We start from the raw sequence: 15325 nt of genomic DNA, 5'->3' as shown, positions 1-15325 counted from the left end.
GTCCCACCGGCGGGGGAGGGGGCGTCAGGAAAGCCCCGGAGGCCGGGATTCCGCCGACAATCCATCCCTTCGGGGAGCGCTGCGGCGCGTTGGGCACCCTCCCCGCGCGACCCCAAATAGCGTCCAGTAGGGTTTGGTCCGCATAAACATCCAAACCCCTGCCCGCGTCAGGGCCGGCGACCGACCAGCGAGGCGGCCGCACAACCGACCGCGCGGGCGAGACTCTCGGGAAGGCGCTACGTGAGTCCCAACGGCTCCGACCGCTCGTCGCGGCGCCCGATGCGGCGGAAGCTGCTCCAGGTGCTGACCGTGGGCGTGGTCCTGGCGACCGCCTCTGGTTGCTCGTACACATGGGAGGACTTCCCCCGCCTCGGGATGCCTACCCCGGTCACCGAAGAGGCTCCGATCATTCTCTCCCTCTGGCAGGGCTCGTGGGCGGCAGCGCTCATCACGGGTGTGCTGGTCTGGGGTCTGATCCTGTGGAGCGTCATCTTCCACCGGCGTAGCCGCACCAAGGTCGAGGTACCTCCGCAGACCCGGTACAACATGCCCATCGAGGCGTTGTACACCGTGGTCCCCCTCATCATCGTCTCGGTGCTCTTCTACTTCACCGCCCGCGACGAGTCGAAGCTTCTCGCGCTCGACGACAAGCCGGCCCACACCATCAATGTGGTCGGCTTCCAGTGGAGCTGGGGCTTCAACTACGTGGAGAACGTGGACGGCGAAGCCGCCACGGGCGGAAAGCTCCCCAAGGAGCTCGACGCGATCCCGGACAAGTTCACCAAGCAGTTCCCCGAAGGGGCCGAGGGCGTCTACGCCGTCGGTACCCCGGGGGAGCAGAACCCGCAGAACGGCAATCCGGGTCCGACCCTGTGGCTGCCGAAGGGCGAGAAGGTCCGCTTCGTTCTTACTTCGCGCGACGTCATCCACTCCTTCTGGGTGGTGCCGTTCCTGATGAAGCAGGACGTGATCCCGGGCCACACCAACGCCTTCGAGGTGACCCCCACCCGTGAGGGCACCTTCAGGGGCAAGTGCGCCGAGCTCTGCGGCGCCGACCACTCCCGGATGCTCTTCAACGTGAAGGTCGTCTCTCCGGAGCGCTACCAGCAGCACCTCAAGGAGCTGGCGGAGAAGGGCCAGACCGGCTACATCCCGGCCGGTATCGAGCAGACGGACCCGGCCAGGAATGCGGAGACGAACAAACTGTGAGCATCCTCAATCAACCCCAGGGTGCCGAGGCAGCAGACGACTCGTACGAGAACGAGCTGCCGGTGCGGCGCAAGGAGCCGGGGAACGTGGTGGTGAAGTGGCTCACCACCACTGACCACAAGACGATCGGCTCGCTCTACCTGATCACGTCGTTCGTGTTCTTCTGTGTCGGCGGCGTGATGGCGCTCTTCATGCGTGCCGAGCTCGCCCGTCCCGGCACGCAGATCATGTCGAACGAGCAGTTCAACCAGGCGTTCACGATGCACGGCACGATCATGCTGCTGATGTTCGCGACGCCGCTGTTCGCAGGGTTCGCGAACTGGATCATGCCGCTGCAGATCGGCGCGCCCGACGTGGCGTTCCCGCGGCTGAACATGTTCGCGTACTGGCTGTACCTGCTCGGCTCGATCATCGCGGTGGCCGGCTTCATCACCCCGAACGGCGCGGCCGACTTCGGCTGGTTCGCCTACTCCCCGCTGTCGGACGCGGTCCGCTCGCCGGGTGTCGGCGCCGACATGTGGATCATGGGTCTGGCCTTCTCCGGCTTCGGCACGATCCTCGGTTCGGTCAACTTCATCACCACGATCATCTGCATGCGCGCGCCTGGCATGACGATGTTCCGGATGCCGATCTTCACCTGGAACGTGCTGCTGACCGGTGTGCTGGTCCTGCTCGCCTTCCCGGTACTGGCCGCCGCGCTGTTCGCGCTGGAGGCGGATCGGAAATTCGGTGCGCACATCTTCGACTCGGCCAACGGCGGGGCGATTCTCTGGCAACACCTCTTCTGGTTCTTCGGCCATCCAGAGGTGTACATCATCGCTTTGCCATTCTTCGGAATCATTTCCGAAGTGATCCCGGTCTTCAGCCGCAAGCCGATGTTCGGTTACATCGGCCTCATCGGCGCGACGATCGCGATCGCCGGCCTCTCGGTCACGGTGTGGGCGCACCACATGTACGTCACGGGCGGCGTCCTACTGCCGTTCTTCTCGTTCATGACCTTCTTGATCGCGGTGCCGACCGGTGTGAAGTTCTTCAACTGGATCGGCACGATGTGGAAGGGCTCACTGTCCTTCGAGACACCGATGCTCTGGGCCGTCGGCTTCCTGATCACCTTCGCCTTCGGTGGTCTGACCGGCGTCATCCTGGCCTCGCCCCCGATGGACTTCCACGTCTCCGACTCGTACTTCGTCGTCGCGCACTTCCACTACGTCATCTTCGGCACCGTGGTCTTCGCGATGTTCTCCGGCTTCCACTTCTGGTGGCCGAAGTTCACCGGCAAGATGCTGGACGAGCGGCTCGGCAAGATCACCTTCTGGACGCTGTTCGTGGGCTTCCACGGCACGTTCCTGGTTCAGCACTGGCTCGGTGCGGAGGGCATGCCGCGGCGTTACGCGGACTATCTCGCCGCCGACGGCTTCACCGCGCTGAACACCATCTCGACGATCAGCTCGTTCCTGCTGGGCCTGTCCGTGCTCCCGTTCTTCTACAACGTCTGGAAGACCGCGAAGTACGGCAAGAAGATCGAGGTCGACGACCCCTGGGGCTACGGCCGTTCGCTCGAATGGGCAACGTCCTGCCCGCCCCCGCGGCACAACTTCCTCACGCTGCCGCGGATCCGTTCCGAATCCCCGGCGTTCGACCTGCACCACCCGGAGATCGCGGCTCTCGACCAGCTCGAGAACCAAGGCTCCGAGGGTGACAAGGTCCTCACCGGCGGCAAGGAGGCCGGCAAGTGAAGGTCCAGGGACAGCTGTTCATCTGGCTGAGCGTGTTCATCGCCGCCATGGCGATCACCTACGGTGTGTGGTCGAAGGAGCCCGCGGGCACCACGGCCCTCGTGCTCGCCTTCGGCCTGAGCGTCATGATCGGTTTCTACCTGGCCTTCACGGCCAAGCGTGCCGACTCGATGGCTCAGGACGACAAGCAGGCCGACGTCGCGGACGAGGCCGGTGAAGTGGGGTTCTTCGCCCCGCACAGCTGGCAGCCGCTCGCGCTGGCCATCGGTGGGGCGTTCGCGTTCCTCGCCGTCGCCATGGGGTGGTGGCTGCTGTACTTCTCGGCGCCGCTGCTTCTGATCGGCCTCTTCGGCTGGGTCTTCGAGTACTACCGAGGCGAAGACCAGAACCAGTAGCACCACCGCAGCATCCGCGAGGGGCCCGGCCACCTGTACGTCAGGTGGCCGGGCCCCTCGTTTGCCCTCTCTCGGCGCGCCGGATCCGGTTTATGTTCATAACGTGTGATCATGACCAATTCACCTCGAATCCGGACGGTCCTGAGCTGCTCCCTGCTGGTCGTGTCCCTCGGGGCGGGAGTCACCGCTTGCGGCGAGTCCGAAAGTCATCCGCTCTCGGCGACGCCCTACGACGCGGCGAGCCAGATCTCCTTCAACGGAGCCACGGGCGCGGCCAAGGCCGACCCGGACAAGCCCCTTGAGATCATGGCCAAGAGTAAGGACGGCCGGATCACCGACGTGACGGCCACCGACGCCGCAGGGCGCTATCTGGCGGGCGAACTCTCCGTCGACGGGGCCCGCTGGCACAGCACCGCCCCGCTGGCCGCAGGGGCCCGCTACGCGGTCCAGGTCAGCACCGAGGACAAGAGCGGCTCGCCGGGCAGGCGCACGCTCACCGTCGACACGGCGCCGGCGAAGAAGAAGCTGAAGGTCACCTTCGGCCCGGAGGCCGGCAAGTACGGCGTCGGGCAGCCCGTCACCGCCGAACTCAGTGCCCCGGTGAAGGGCAAGGAGGCCAGGGCGGTCGTCGAGCGCGGCCTGCGGGTCGAGTCGACCCCCTCGGTGGACGGCGCCTGGCACTGGGTCGACAGTGAGAATCTGCACTTCCGCCCGAAGGAGTACTGGCCCGCCAACGCCACCATCGAGGTGCGCAGCAGTCTCGAAGGCCTCAAGGTCGCCGACAAGCTCTACGGCGGCGCCACGAAGCCGCTGAAGCTCACCACCGGCGACCGGATCGAGGCCGTCACCGACGCGGGCTCGCACTACATGACGGTCAGCCGCAACGGGGAAGTGATCAATACCATCCCGGTGACCACCGGCAAGCCGGGCTATTCCACCCGCAACGGGGTCAAAGTGGTACTGGGCAAGGAGTACTTCGTACGCATGCGCGGTACGAGCATCGGCATCCCGGAGGGCACGTCGGACTCGTACAACCTGCCCGTCTACTACGCGACGCGCGTCACCTGGAGCGGCGAGTACGTCCACGCGGCCCCGTGGTCCGTCGGCTCGCAGGGCTCCAGCAACGTCAGTCACGGCTGCACCGGCATGAGCACGGGCAACGCCGCCTGGTTCTACGAGACCGTGCGCCAGGGCGACATCGTCAAGGTCGTCAACAGCTACGGCGACACGATGGACACCTTCGGCAACGGTTTCGGCGACTGGAACCTGTCCTGGGACAAGTGGCGCAAGGGCAGTGCCCTGCTGGTCGGCACCCAGGACGGCAGGAGCCCCGTCGACGCGGCCCGACTGCGGCCGGAGGTCTGACGGGGCCCTGGGTGCCCGGCGGATCTCCGCGGCTGTCAGGCCTCGACGGCGAGCCTCGTGCGCAGCAGGTCGGCCAGGGCGCCGGCGAAGTTCACCGGCTCCACCGGAAGCGTCACCGCGCTCTCGGCGCGGCTCCAGGTGGCCAGCCAGGCGTCCTGCGGGCGGCCGATCAGCAGCAGCACGGGCGGGCAGTTGAAGATCTCGTCCTTGATCTGCCGGCACACGCCCATGCCGCCCGCGGGAACCGCCTCGCCGTCCAGCACGCAGACGTCGATGCCGCCCTCGTCCAGTGCCTTCAGCACGGCGGGCAGCGTCGCGCACTCCAGGAACTCCACCGGCGGAACGTCCGCGGCGGGCCTGCGACCAGCTGCCAGCCGCACCTGTTCACGGGTGTTCGCGTCGTCGCTGTAGACCAGGACCGTGGCGCTCGACTGCATTGTTCCTCCGATTCGTCGGCGGCATCGGCTCAGGCACCGATGCGCGGATGCTACTCCGCCGAACGCCCTGTCAGCACCGGTTCCGACAGGGCTTCGATGGGCCGTTCGGGCAGGACGCACGGTCCTGACACACCGAATGGCACCCCCGGGAGTGAGGGCGGGATAAGCGACCGACATAATGTCGGTCGTGGCGACAGCAACGACAGTAGATACCGGGCACGCGCACCCGTCGGTCAATCGGCCGAACCTCACCAGCGTCGGAACCATCATCTGGCTGAGTTCCGAGCTGATGTTCTTCGCGGCCCTCTTCGCGATGTACTTCACCCTGCGATCGGTGATGGGTCCCGACCACTGGAAGGAAATGGCGTCATCGCTGAACTTCCCGTTTTCGGCGACAAACACCACGATCCTGGTGCTCTCTTCCCTGACTTGCCAGCTCGGCGTCTTCGCCGCCGAGCGTGGCGATGTGAAGAGGCTCCGGGCGTGGTTCATTCTCACCTTCGTGATGGGCTCGATCTTCATCGGCGGCCAGGTGCTCGAGTACACCGAGCTGGTCAAGCAGGAGGGCCTCTCGCTCTCGTCCGACCCGTACGGCTCGGTGTTCTACCTGACCACCGGGTTCCACGGACTGCATGTGACGGGCGGACTCATCGCCTTCCTGCTGGTCCTGGGCCGTACGTACGCGGCCAAGAGATTCACCCATGAACAGGCAACCGCCGCCATCGTCGTGTCCTACTACTGGCACTTCGTCGATGTCGTCTGGATCGGGCTCTTCGCCACGATCTACATGATCAAGTAGGTCGGGTCCGCACCCGTCCCGCATCCAGTCACCGACGCAGAAGATCCTGACACCGGGGTAATCCGTGAAAAAGCTCTCCGCACGACGACGCCATCCGCTGGCGGCGGTCGTCGTCCTACTCCTCGCGCTGGCGGCCACCGGGGGGCTGTACGCCGCGTTCGCCCCCGCGGGCAAGGCGCAGGCCGATGAAACCGCCCAATCCCTCGCCATCGAGGAGGGCAAGAAGCTCTACGCCGTCGGCTGCTCCAGCTGCCACGGCACCGGCGGTCAGGGCGGCTCCGACGGGCCGAGCCTCGTCGGCGTCGGCTCTGCCGCAGTGGACTTCCAGGTCGGCACCGGCCGTATGCCGGCGCAGCAGCCCGGCGCCCAGGTGCCGAAGAAGCAGAAGATCTACCCGCAGGCCGAGATCGATCAGCTTGCCGCGTACGTCGCTTCGCTCGGCGCCGGCCCGATCATTCCGGCCGAAAAGCAGTACAACCCCGAAGGTGCGGACATCGCCAAGGGTGGCGACCTGTTCCGTACCAACTGCGCCCAGTGCCACAACTTCACCGGTGAGGGCGGCGCGCTGACCAACGGCAAGTACGCCCCGAACCTTGAGGGCGTGGAGCCGAAGCATCTCTACGAGGCCATGCAGACCGGCCCGCAGAACATGCCTTCCTTCCCCGACGGCACGCTGCCGGAGGAGCAGAAGAGGGACATCATCGCGTACATCCAGACCGTCAACGGTGAGCAGTCCGAGAGCCCGGGCGGCCATGCGCTGGGCGGCCTCGGTCCGGTCAGCGAAGGTCTCTTCGCCTGGATCTTCGGTCTGGGTTCTCTCGTCGCAGTCGCCGTCTGGGTCGCGGCCCACACCGCTAAGGCCAAGAAGTCATGAGTAGCCAAGAGATTCCAGAAAAGAACCTGCCCAGTGAGCAGGACACCGCGCACGGCGCGGTAGCCGTGGCGGACGATCCGTTCGCCGACCCGGGGCTGCCGGCCCACAAGCCGCGCATCCAGGACATCGACGAAGAGGCCGCCAAGCGCTCCGAGCGCACGGTCGCGTTCCTCTTCACGCTGTCGATGCTGGCGACGATCGGCTTCATCGCCTCCTTCGTGACCTTCCCGGTCGACCAGATCGTGTACATCTGGCTGTTCGGCCACGTGAGCGCGCTCAACTTCTCGCTGGGTCTGACGCTCGGTCTCGCGCTCTTCTGCATCGGCGCGGGGGCGGTCCACTGGGCCCGCACCCTGATGTCCGACGTGGAGGTCGCCGACGAGCGGCACGCGATCTCGGCCGAGCCCGAGGTCAAGGCCAAGGTGATGGCCGACTTCAAGGCCGGAGCCCAGGAATCGGCCATCGGACGCCGCAAGCTGATCCGCACCACGATGTTCGGCGCGCTGGCCATGGTGCCGCTCGCCGGTGTGGTGCTGCTGCGCGACCTCGGGCCGCTGCCCGAGAAGAAGCTGCGCGAGACGCTGTGGGCCAAGGGCAAGATGCTGATCAACCAGAACACCATGGAGCCCCTGCGGCCCGAGGACGTGGCGGTCGGTTCGCTGACCTTCGCCATGCCCGAAGGGCTGAAGGAGGACGATCACGAGTTCAACAACGAGATCGCCAAGGCCGCCCTGATGATCGTCCGCATTCAGCCGGACGACATCAAGGACAAGCGCCAGCTCGAATGGGCCCACGAAGGCATCGTGGCGTTCTCGAAGATCTGCACCCATGTCGGCTGCCCGATCAGCCTGTACGAGCAGCAGACGCACCACGTGCTCTGCCCGTGCCACCAGTCCACCTTCGACCTCTCCGACGGCGCCCGCGTCATCTTCGGCCCGGCCGGTCACGCGCTTCCGCAGCTGCGGATCGGTGTGAATGACGAAGGATTCCTCGAAGCGCTCAGCGGCTTCGAAGAGCCCGTCGGTCCTTCCTTCTGGGAGCGCGGATGAGTACCGTCACCGAACCACAGCGCAAAGAGGCGCCCGCCGGCGAGAAGGTCGCCGACTGGGCCGATGGCAGGCTGGGCATCTACAGCCTCGCCAAGGCCAACATGCGCAAGATCTTCCCGGACCACTGGTCCTTCATGCTGGGCGAGATCTGCCTCTACAGCTTCATCATCATCATCCTTACGGGTGTGTATCTGACGCTGTTCTTCCACCCGAGCATGAACGAGGTCGTCTACCACGGCTCGTACGTGCCGATGCAGGGCATCCGTATGACGGAGGCCTACGCGTCGACCCTGGAGATCAGCTTCGACATCCGCGGCGGCCTGCTCATCCGGCAGATCCACCACTGGGCCGCGCTGATCTTCCTGGCCGCGATGTTCGTGCACATGATGCGCGTGTTCTTCACGGGCGCCTTCCGCAAGCCGCGTGAGATCAACTGGCTGTTCGGCTTCCTGCTGTTCGTCCTGGGCATGTTCACCGGTTTCACCGGTTACTCGCTCCCGGACGACCTGCTGTCGGGCACCGGTGTCCGCTTCACCCAGGGCGCGATCCTGTCCATGCCGGTCGTCGGCACGTACATCTCGATGTTCCTGTTCGGCGGCGAGTTCCCGGGCCACGACATGGTGGCCAGGTTCTACTCGATCCACATCCTGCTGTTGCCGGGCATCATGCTCGGGCTCGTGGTGGCGCACCTGATCCTGGTCTTCTACCACAAGCACACGCAGTTCGCGGGCCCCGGCCGCACCAACAAGAACGTCGTCGGCATGCCGCTGCTGCCGGTCTACATGGCCAAGGCCGGAGGCTTCTTCTTCCTGGTCTTCGGTGTCATCGCGGCCATCTCGGCGATGTTCACGATCAACCCGGTCTGGGCGCTCGGTCCTTACCGGCCCGACCAGGTCTCCACCGGCGCACAGCCCGACTGGTACATGGGCTTCGCCGAGGGGCTGATCCGAGTGATGCCGGGCTGGGAGATCAACGCGTGGGGCCACACCCTGGCCCTGGGCGTGATGATCCCGCTGGCGATCTTCCCGCTGGTGCTGGGCGCGATCGCGGTCTATCCGTTCATCGAGTCCTGGGTCACCGGGGACAAGCGCGAGCACCACATCCTGGACCGCCCGCGCAACGCGCCGACGCGTACCGGTTTCGGTGCGGCCTGGATCGCGGCGTACTTCATCATGCTGATCGGTGGCGGCAACGACATCTGGGCCACCCACTTCAGTCTGTCGATCAACACGATCACCTGGTTCGTACGGATCTTCTTCTTCGTCGGCCCCGTCCTCGTGTTCATCGCCACCAAGCGGATCTGCATGGGTCTGCAGCGGCGCGACGCGGAGAAGGTGCTGCACGGACGCGAGTCCGGCATCATCAAGCGGCTGCCGCACGGTGAGTTCGTCGAGATCCACCAGCCGCTCAACCAGGAGCAGCTGCACACCCTCACGGCGCACGAGCAGTACGAGCCCGCCGAGATCGGTGCGACGGTCGACGAGAACGGCGTGCGGCGCAAGGTCTCCGGCTCGCAGAAGCTGAAGGTCAAGCTGAGCAAGGGCATGTACGGCGAGGGCAACCAGATTCCCAAGCCCACCGCCGACGAGTACAAGGAGATCACCAGCGGCCACGGCCACCACTGATCACCTGAGCATGTGACCGAAGGGTCGCCACGGCAGGAGCCCCGTCCATTCGCTGGACGGGGCTCCTCGCTGTTCCCGGGGGCTGGATAGGGTGGGGGCCATCCCTATTCGGCTGTGGACCCAGGAGCGGACCATGAACGTTGTGACCCCGGTTGGCGGCGACAGCGTGGCGGCCGGCTCCTGGCCGGGTGTGCTGAACTCCCTGCTGCGCGGCGAGAACCTGACCGCGGACGACACCGCGTGGGCCATGGACCGCATCATGAGCGGCGAGGCGACCGACGCCCAGATCGCCGGGTTCGCGGTCGCGCTGCGGGCCAAGGGCGAGACGGTCGACGAGGTCTCCGGGATGGTCCGCGCGATGTACGCGCACGCCAACACCATCGAGGTGCCCGGCCGTACCGTCGACATCGTCGGCACCGGCGGCGACCTGGCCAAGACGGTCAACATCTCCACGATGTCGGCGATCGTCGTCGCGGGCACCGGCGCCAAGGTCGTCAAGCACGGCAACCGCGCCGCCTCGTCGGCGAGCGGCGCCTCGGACGTCCTGGAGAAGCTCGGCGTCAACCTGGAGCTGACTCCGCGGCGTGTCGCCGAGGTCGCGGAGGAGGCGGGCATCACCTTCTGCTTCGCCGTGAAGTTCCACCCGGCCCTGCGGTACGCCGCGAAGGCACGCAGGGAGCTGGGCGCGCAGACCACTTTCAACATTCTCGGCCCGCTGACGAACCCGGCCAGGGTACGGGCCCAGGCGGTCGGGGTCGCGGACGCCCGGATGGCCCCGATCGTGGCGGGTGTGCTCGCCGAACGGGGGAACTCCGCGCTCGTCTTCCGCGGCGACGACGGGCTCGACGAGCTGACCACCACCGCGACCTCACGCGTCTGGGTGGTGCGCGACGGAGCCGTCCGCGAGGAGGCCTTCGATCCGCGTCACGTGGGCCTGGACATCGTGCCCGTGGAGGCCCTGCGGGGCGCGGACGCCTCGTACAACGCGGACGTCGCGCGTCGGCTGCTGGCGGGCGAGACCGGGGCCGTGCGCGAAGCGGTGCTGCTCAACACGGCGGCGGCGCTGGTCGCGCTGGACCCGACCGAGGCGTCCCTGACCGAGCAGCTCGCGGTGGGCATCGCCAAGGCCGCCGAGGCGATCGACTCGGGGGCGGCCCGCGCGGCGCTGGAGCGCTGGGTGGCGGCCAGCAACAGCTGAGAACCCCCGTCCGTGTGACGCAGGGCGCAGTCCGAAGTCTGGACGGCGCCTTGCGTCTTTTTGAACGTGTGGCAAGATTCAGTCCAGGTCATGAGTGACAGCGTTTTGGCCCCGGCTTGCTGTCCGGCAACCCTCCGTCCGTGGCGGGGTGCCCCGGGTGAAGACCAGGTCGTAGACACAAAGGTCTACGGCAAGCGCGGACCCCTGGCATCGTTGGATGCCACCCCTGGGGTCCTGGTCCTCAAGGGAGCAGTCTCGTGAGCAAGCGAATGCGATAGGGCTCGTAGCCCCACTTCCGCCCCCCCCTTTTCGTCTTTTCCTGCGCTGCCGCACACCTGCCGGCGCAGTGAATTCGCCTGTCCTCCACGGGAGTTCGCCATGTCTGTCTCCACCGCTGCCGCCGACCAGACCCTTTGTGCACCTCTGCCCGTGCTTGGGCGAGATGTGCTCGTGCCGCTCGTCACCGGTGGCGAGGTCACCTACGCGGCCCTCGACTACGCGGCGAGCGCCCCGGCCCTGCAGCGGGTGTGGGACGACGTGGCGGCGTACGCCCCCTACTACGGCAGCGTGCACCGCGGCGCCGGTTACCTCTCGCAGCTGTCGACCGACCTCTTCGAGAACAGCCGCGCCACCGTCGCCGAGTTCCTCGGCTGCCGCGAGAGCGACCAGGTCGTCTTCACCCGGTCCACCACCGACTCGCTGAACCTGCTGGCCGCGGCGCTGCCCACCGACTGCCAGGTCTTCGTCTTCGAGACCGAGCACCACGCGTCGCTGCTGCCCTGGCGCGACGCCGAGGTGACCTACCTGAACGCGCCGCGCACCCCGGCCCAGGCCGTCGAGACCCTGGAGCGCGCCCTGGCCGACCGGGAGCCCTACGGCCCGGCGCTGGTCTGCGTCACCGGCGCTTCGAACGTCACCGGTGAGCTGTGGCCGGTGCGGGAGCTCGCCGCCGCCGCGCACGCCCACGGCGCGCGCATCGTGCTGGACGCCGCGCAGCTCGCGCCGCACCACCCGCTGGACATCGACGAGCTGGACGTCGACTGGGTCGCCTTCTCCGGGCACAAGCTGTACGCGCCGTTCGGCTCGGGCGTGCTCGCGGGCCGCGCCGACTGGCTGCAGGCCGCCGAGCCGTACCTCGCGGGCGGCGGGGCCTCGCGCAAGGTCGCCCGGCGCGGTGACGGCGGCGTGGACGTCGAGTGGCACACCACGGCGGCCCGCCACGAGGCCGGCTCGCCGAACGTCATCGGGGTCTACTCGATCGCCGCCGCATGCAAGGCGCTCACCGAGGCCGGCTTCGACTCGCTGGTCGAGCGCGAGCAGGGGCTCGTCACGAAGGTCCGCGAAGGCCTCGCCGAGGTCGGCGCGGTCAGGGTGCTGTCCCTCTTCGGGGACGACGCCCCGCGCGTCGGCGTCATCTCGTTCGTGGTCGACGGCTGGAACAGCTCGCACTTCGCCGCCGCGCTGTCCGCCGAGTACGGAATCGGCGTACGGGACGGCCTGTTCTGCGCCCACCCGCTGGTACGGACCCTCCTGGGCAGTGACGCGCAGGACCCGGGGGAGTGCGGCGCCCCCGAGGCCGAGCCGGGCGAGCGCTCGCTGAACGCGATCCGGGTCAGCTTCGGCGCGGGCACGCCCGACGAGCACGTGGAGCGGTTCGTCGGGGCGGTCAAGGAGCTCGTACGGCAGGGCGCACAGTGGAACTACCGCACCGAGGACGGCCGTTGCGTGCCGGACCGGGACTTCGTGAACGCGTCGGCGCTCCAGGCGGCCGGCCGCGCGCGGATCATGCCGTGAGGAGGGCGCCGGGCGCGATCACGCGCCGGGCGCCCTTCGTCGCGTCGGACGCTACGCGTCGAGGCCGATGGCGAAGGCCGCTTCGAGGTCGTGCTGCGAGTACGTACGGAACGCCACGTGGGTGTCGGTGCCCTCGACGCCGGGGATCTTGCTGATGCTGCCGGGGATGACATCGGCGAGGTCGTCGTGCTTGGCCACGCGCACCATGGCGATCAGGTCGTACGTACCGGTGACCGAGAAGACCTCGCTGACGCTGTCGAGCGAGGCGATCGACTCGGCGATCTCGGGGATCCGGTCCACGCTGGTCTTGATGAGCACGATCGCGGTGATCACGGTTGGCTTTCTCCCTCGGTGGCCTGCGCTGGGGCTGCCACTCTATCCGTACGCCCGTACCGCCCCCAGGCGTAGAGGAAGCCCGCGCAGAAGCCCACCAGGTGCGCGAGATACGCGACACCGGGCCCGGAGTCCGCGCTCCGCGCCGCCAGCCACTGGAGGGCGAACCAGAAGATCAGCACGATCCAGGCGGGGAAGCGCAGCGGCAGGAAGAGAAGGAACGGGAAGAGGCTGGTGACCCTGGCCCGGGGGAAGAGGAAGAGGAAGGCGCCGAGCACCGCGGAGATCGCGCCGGACGCACCCACCAGCGTCTGGTCGGAGTCCGCGTGCGCGACGGCGTACGCCAGCAGGGCGAGACAGCCGCAGACCACGTAGAACAGGGCGAACCGCACGCGGCCCATCCGCTCCTCGGCCATCATCCCGAAGACGTACAGGAAGAGCATGTTGCCCAGTAGGTGGAGCCACCCGCCGTGCACGAACAGTGCGGTGGCCGGTGTGAGCAGCGCCGGGCCCGAGCCGCTCAGCAGCTCGCTGGGGATCACGCCCCACCGCTCGAAGTACGCGCTCTGGGCGGCGAGCAGGGCGTCACCCGTGCCGTACGCCGGGTTGAATCCGGAGACGGGGCCGATGACGAAGACCAGACAGCACACGCCGATCAATCCGTAGGTCACCACCGGGCCCCGGGCCGCTTCCCGCCAATCGAGCATGGACAGAGTGTGACGTAACGGGACTGTCCTGGACAGAGCGCCTCGCCGGGTCTCGCCTGGTCGACACCCGCCACGCCCGGTACCCGCGAGGCCGTAGGGTTACGGGCAGTAGGCACAACGAAAGAGGACGCCATATGACGACGGTTCCCCTCCCGACCACCGAGACGCGGTGGCGCTGCGCACTGTGCGGCAATCTCACCCGGTTCGACGTGACCCGCTCCTCCAAGGTCGTCGAGTACGTCCACCTCGACCTGGCCGGAGAATCCAAGGTCGAGGAACGCGAGGTGGTCAGTGAGACCATCGAGTCGGTGCGGTGCCGCTGGTGCAATGCCGTGGACCAGATCGAACTGGTGGACAGGCCGGGAGTCGGCTCCTGAGCGGACCGGCCCGATAGGTGATGGGGTGACGGATTGTGGAGCACGCGCAAGGCGCTGAACCGGCCGGCTCGGCCGGGGACGCCGCCGAGGTGCTCGACCGCCCGCTGCCCGAAGGCGTGCGGCGCAAGGTCGTCGCGCTGGTCTCGGACGCGTTCGGCGGGCTCACCGTCGCCGATCTCCCGGCCCAGCTGAGACAGTACGCCCGCTTCACCCCGACCCGGCGTGCCAAGTTCGGGGGGAACGCGATGGCGGCCGCCCTGGAGGGCGACCGGCTGTTCCGTCAGCGCATCGGTGAGCGGCTGCGCGAGGCGCAGCCCGAGCTGGCCGGCGCGCTGGAGGCCGGTTCGCCGCCTGCCGCCGCCGACCCGGTCGATGTGGCCGCCGCCGCCTATGTGCTGCGTCCCGTCGGTTGGGTCAAGCTGGTGGCCGCCGCCGGTGAAGAGGCGCAGCGCGCGGACGCCGAGCGCGCCGACGAGGCCGCCCAGCAGGAACTGGAGCAGCTGCGCGAAGAGCTGGTGCTGGCCCGCGAGCACACCAAGAGCGAGACCGAGCGGCTGCGCACGGAGCTGGAGACGGCCCGCAAGGAAGCCGACATACTGCACCGCAAGCTGCGCAGCGCGCTGAGCGACGTGAAGCGCGGCGAGGCCGCCCTGCGCCGTACGGGCGCCGAGATCGACGCCATCAAGGCCACCGCCGCCACCCATGTCACCTCGGCCGAGAGCGAGTCCAGGCGCCTGAAGTCCCGCCTCGCCGAGGCGGAGGCGTCGGCCGAGGCGGGGCGCAGGGCCGTGCGCGAGGGTCGCAGCATGGAGGACATGCGGGTGCGGCTGCTGCTCGACACGGTGCTGGACGCTGCCCAGGGGCTGCGCCGGGAACTGGCCTTGCCGCCGGCCACCATGCGCCCCGCGGACACCGTGGACGCCGTCGAGCCGGGCCGTATGACCCCCAAGGACATCGCGGCCAGGGCGCTCTCCGACACGGACCCCGCGCTGCTCGACCAGTTGCTCGCGCTGCCGCAGGCCCACCTGGTGGTGGACGGGTACAACGTCACCAAGACGGGCTATCCGCAGATGCCGCTGGACAAGCAGCGGCTGCGGCTGCTCGGCGGCCTCTCGATGCTCGCCGCGCAGACCGGCGCCGAGGTGACCTGTGTCTTCGACGGCGCGGAGCTGGCGGCGCCGGTGCTGCTCGCGCCGCCGCGCGGGGTACGGGTGCTGTTCAGCAAGTCGGGGGTGACCGCGGACGAGGTCATCAGGCAGCTGGTGCGGGCGGAGCCGCCCGGCCGCCCCGTCGTGGTGGTCTCCACCGACCGTGAAGTGGCCGACGGAGTGGCCAAGGCGGGCGCCAGGCCGGTCGCGTCCGTCTTGTTGCTGAAGCGGCTTTCGCGCGTCTAGTAACTGGTGGGCTTAATGCCCCAATTGACGGAA

15 protein-coding genes and 1 riboswitch are annotated in these 15325 nt (G+C 67.9%); of the genes, 12 read left to right on the top strand and 3 right to left on the bottom strand.

Annotated features, from left to right (window positions below; translation table 11 throughout):
• Positions 1-240: 240 nt before the first annotated feature.
• The 4 genes from ctaC to ACLLJJ_RS08485 all read left to right on the top strand — a co-directional run bounded on the left by ctaC (position 241) and on the right by ACLLJJ_RS08485 (position 4705).
• A complete protein-coding gene (gene ctaC / locus ACLLJJ_RS08500) occupies positions 241-1209 on the top strand; it encodes an aa3-type cytochrome oxidase subunit II (protein WP_434588665.1) in 969 nt (322 codons plus the stop codon).
• Positions 1206-2945, top strand: a complete 1740-nt coding sequence (gene ctaD, locus ACLLJJ_RS08495; RefSeq protein WP_434588664.1) for an aa3-type cytochrome oxidase subunit I — start codon at positions 1206-1208, stop codon at positions 2943-2945. Before ctaC ends, ctaD begins: the two co-directional genes overlap by 4 nt.
• Positions 2942-3340, top strand: a complete 399-nt coding sequence (locus tag ACLLJJ_RS08490) for a cytochrome c oxidase subunit 4 (RefSeq protein WP_434588663.1) — start codon at positions 2942-2944, stop codon at positions 3338-3340. The genes ctaD and ACLLJJ_RS08490 overlap by 4 nt, the downstream gene beginning before the upstream one ends.
• A gap of 111 nt (positions 3341-3451) precedes the next feature.
• Positions 3452-4705, top strand: coding sequence for an Ig-like domain-containing protein (locus ACLLJJ_RS08485; protein ID WP_434588662.1), 1254 nt, complete (start codon positions 3452-3454; stop codon positions 4703-4705).
• 35 nt (positions 4706-4740) lie between these two features.
• On the opposite strand, the gene ACLLJJ_RS08480 is transcribed toward ACLLJJ_RS08485, so the two are convergent.
• Positions 4741-5142, bottom strand: a complete 402-nt coding sequence (locus ACLLJJ_RS08480; RefSeq protein WP_434588661.1) for a hypothetical protein — start codon at positions 5140-5142, stop codon at positions 4741-4743.
• A gap of 178 nt (positions 5143-5320) precedes the next feature.
• Between ACLLJJ_RS08480 and ctaE the strand changes: the two genes are divergently transcribed.
• The 6 genes from ctaE (at position 5321) to ACLLJJ_RS08450 (ending at position 12481) form a co-directional block, all read left to right on the top strand.
• Positions 5321-5941, top strand: a complete 621-nt coding sequence (gene ctaE, locus ACLLJJ_RS08475; protein WP_434588660.1) for an aa3-type cytochrome oxidase subunit III — start codon at positions 5321-5323, stop codon at positions 5939-5941.
• Between the two features lie 64 nt (positions 5942-6005).
• Positions 6006-6815 carry a cytochrome bc1 complex diheme cytochrome c subunit gene (gene qcrC / locus ACLLJJ_RS08470; RefSeq protein ID WP_434588659.1) on the top strand — a complete coding sequence of 270 codons (810 nt, stop codon included), beginning with the start codon at positions 6006-6008 and terminating at the stop codon, positions 6813-6815.
• The gene (gene qcrA / locus ACLLJJ_RS08465) at positions 6812-7864 is read left to right on the top strand and encodes a cytochrome bc1 complex Rieske iron-sulfur subunit (RefSeq protein ID WP_434588658.1); all 1053 of its coding nucleotides are present in this window, start codon (positions 6812-6814) and stop codon (positions 7862-7864) included. The genes qcrC and qcrA overlap by 4 nt, the downstream gene beginning before the upstream one ends.
• A complete protein-coding gene (gene qcrB, locus ACLLJJ_RS08460) occupies positions 7861-9489 on the top strand; it encodes a cytochrome bc1 complex cytochrome b subunit (RefSeq protein ID WP_434588657.1) in 1629 nt (542 codons plus the stop codon). The genes qcrA and qcrB overlap by 4 nt, the downstream gene beginning before the upstream one ends.
• A 133-nt stretch (positions 9490-9622) precedes the next feature.
• Positions 9623-10687, top strand: a complete 1065-nt coding sequence (trpD, locus tag ACLLJJ_RS08455) for an anthranilate phosphoribosyltransferase (RefSeq protein WP_434588656.1) — start codon at positions 9623-9625, stop codon at positions 10685-10687.
• A gap of 86 nt (positions 10688-10773) precedes the next feature.
• Positions 10774-10890, top strand: a riboswitch (SAM riboswitch).
• Between the two features lie 175 nt (positions 10891-11065).
• The gene (locus ACLLJJ_RS08450) at positions 11066-12481 is read left to right on the top strand and encodes an aminotransferase class V-fold PLP-dependent enzyme (protein ID WP_434588655.1); all 1416 of its coding nucleotides are present in this window, start codon (positions 11066-11068) and stop codon (positions 12479-12481) included.
• 51 nt (positions 12482-12532) lie between these two features.
• Here ACLLJJ_RS08450 and ACLLJJ_RS08445 read toward each other — a convergent pair whose 3' ends face one another.
• Both ACLLJJ_RS08445 and ACLLJJ_RS08440 read right to left on the bottom strand, forming a co-directional pair.
• Entirely contained in the window at positions 12533-12814 is a 282-nt protein-coding gene (locus tag ACLLJJ_RS08445; RefSeq protein ID WP_283516259.1) for an Lrp/AsnC family transcriptional regulator, read from the bottom strand.
• A complete protein-coding gene (locus ACLLJJ_RS08440; protein WP_434588654.1) occupies positions 12811-13521 on the bottom strand; it encodes a rhomboid family intramembrane serine protease in 711 nt (236 codons plus the stop codon). Before ACLLJJ_RS08440 ends, ACLLJJ_RS08445 begins: the two co-directional genes overlap by 4 nt.
• A gap of 134 nt (positions 13522-13655) precedes the next feature.
• Here ACLLJJ_RS08440 and ACLLJJ_RS08435 point away from each other — a divergent pair, with 134 nt between their 5' ends.
• Together ACLLJJ_RS08435 and ACLLJJ_RS08430 are read left to right on the top strand one after the other, a co-directional pair.
• Positions 13656-13898 carry a hypothetical protein gene (locus ACLLJJ_RS08435; protein WP_347121489.1) on the top strand — a complete coding sequence of 81 codons (243 nt, stop codon included), beginning with the start codon at positions 13656-13658 and terminating at the stop codon, positions 13896-13898.
• 35 nt (positions 13899-13933) lie between these two features.
• A complete protein-coding gene (locus ACLLJJ_RS08430; protein WP_434588653.1) occupies positions 13934-15292 on the top strand; it encodes an NYN domain-containing protein in 1359 nt (452 codons plus the stop codon).
• Positions 15293-15325: the final 33 nt, after the last annotated feature.

This window comes from Streptomyces sp. A5-4 (assembly GCF_051131715.1).
Lineage (GTDB): Bacteria > Actinomycetota > Actinomycetes > Streptomycetales > Streptomycetaceae > Streptomyces.
This window is presented reverse-complemented; position numbering and strand designations above follow the sequence as displayed.

Excerpts from the sequence above, each read along its gene's own strand:
- qcrA (WP_434588658.1), top strand. The coding sequence starts at position 6,812 with ATGAGTAGCCAAGAGATTCCAGAAAAGAACCTGCCCAGTGAGCAGGAC.
- ACLLJJ_RS08485 (WP_434588662.1), top strand. The coding sequence starts at position 3,452 with ATGACCAATTCACCTCGAATCCGGACGGTCCTGAGCTGCTCCCTGCTG.
- trpD (WP_434588656.1), top strand. The coding sequence starts at position 9,623 with ATGAACGTTGTGACCCCGGTTGGCGGCGACAGCGTGGCGGCCGGCTCC.
- ACLLJJ_RS08440 (WP_434588654.1), bottom strand. The coding sequence starts at position 13,521 with ATGCTCGATTGGCGGGAAGCGGCCCGGGGCCCGGTGGTGACCTACGGA.
- ACLLJJ_RS08450 (WP_434588655.1), top strand. The coding sequence starts at position 11,066 with ATGTCTGTCTCCACCGCTGCCGCCGACCAGACCCTTTGTGCACCTCTG.
- ACLLJJ_RS08435 (WP_347121489.1), top strand. The coding sequence starts at position 13,656 with ATGACGACGGTTCCCCTCCCGACCACCGAGACGCGGTGGCGCTGCGCA.
- qcrB (WP_434588657.1), top strand. The coding sequence starts at position 7,861 with ATGAGTACCGTCACCGAACCACAGCGCAAAGAGGCGCCCGCCGGCGAG.
- ACLLJJ_RS08480 (WP_434588661.1), bottom strand. The coding sequence starts at position 5,142 with ATGCAGTCGAGCGCCACGGTCCTGGTCTACAGCGACGACGCGAACACC.
- ctaE (WP_434588660.1), top strand. The coding sequence starts at position 5,321 with ATGTCGGTCGTGGCGACAGCAACGACAGTAGATACCGGGCACGCGCAC.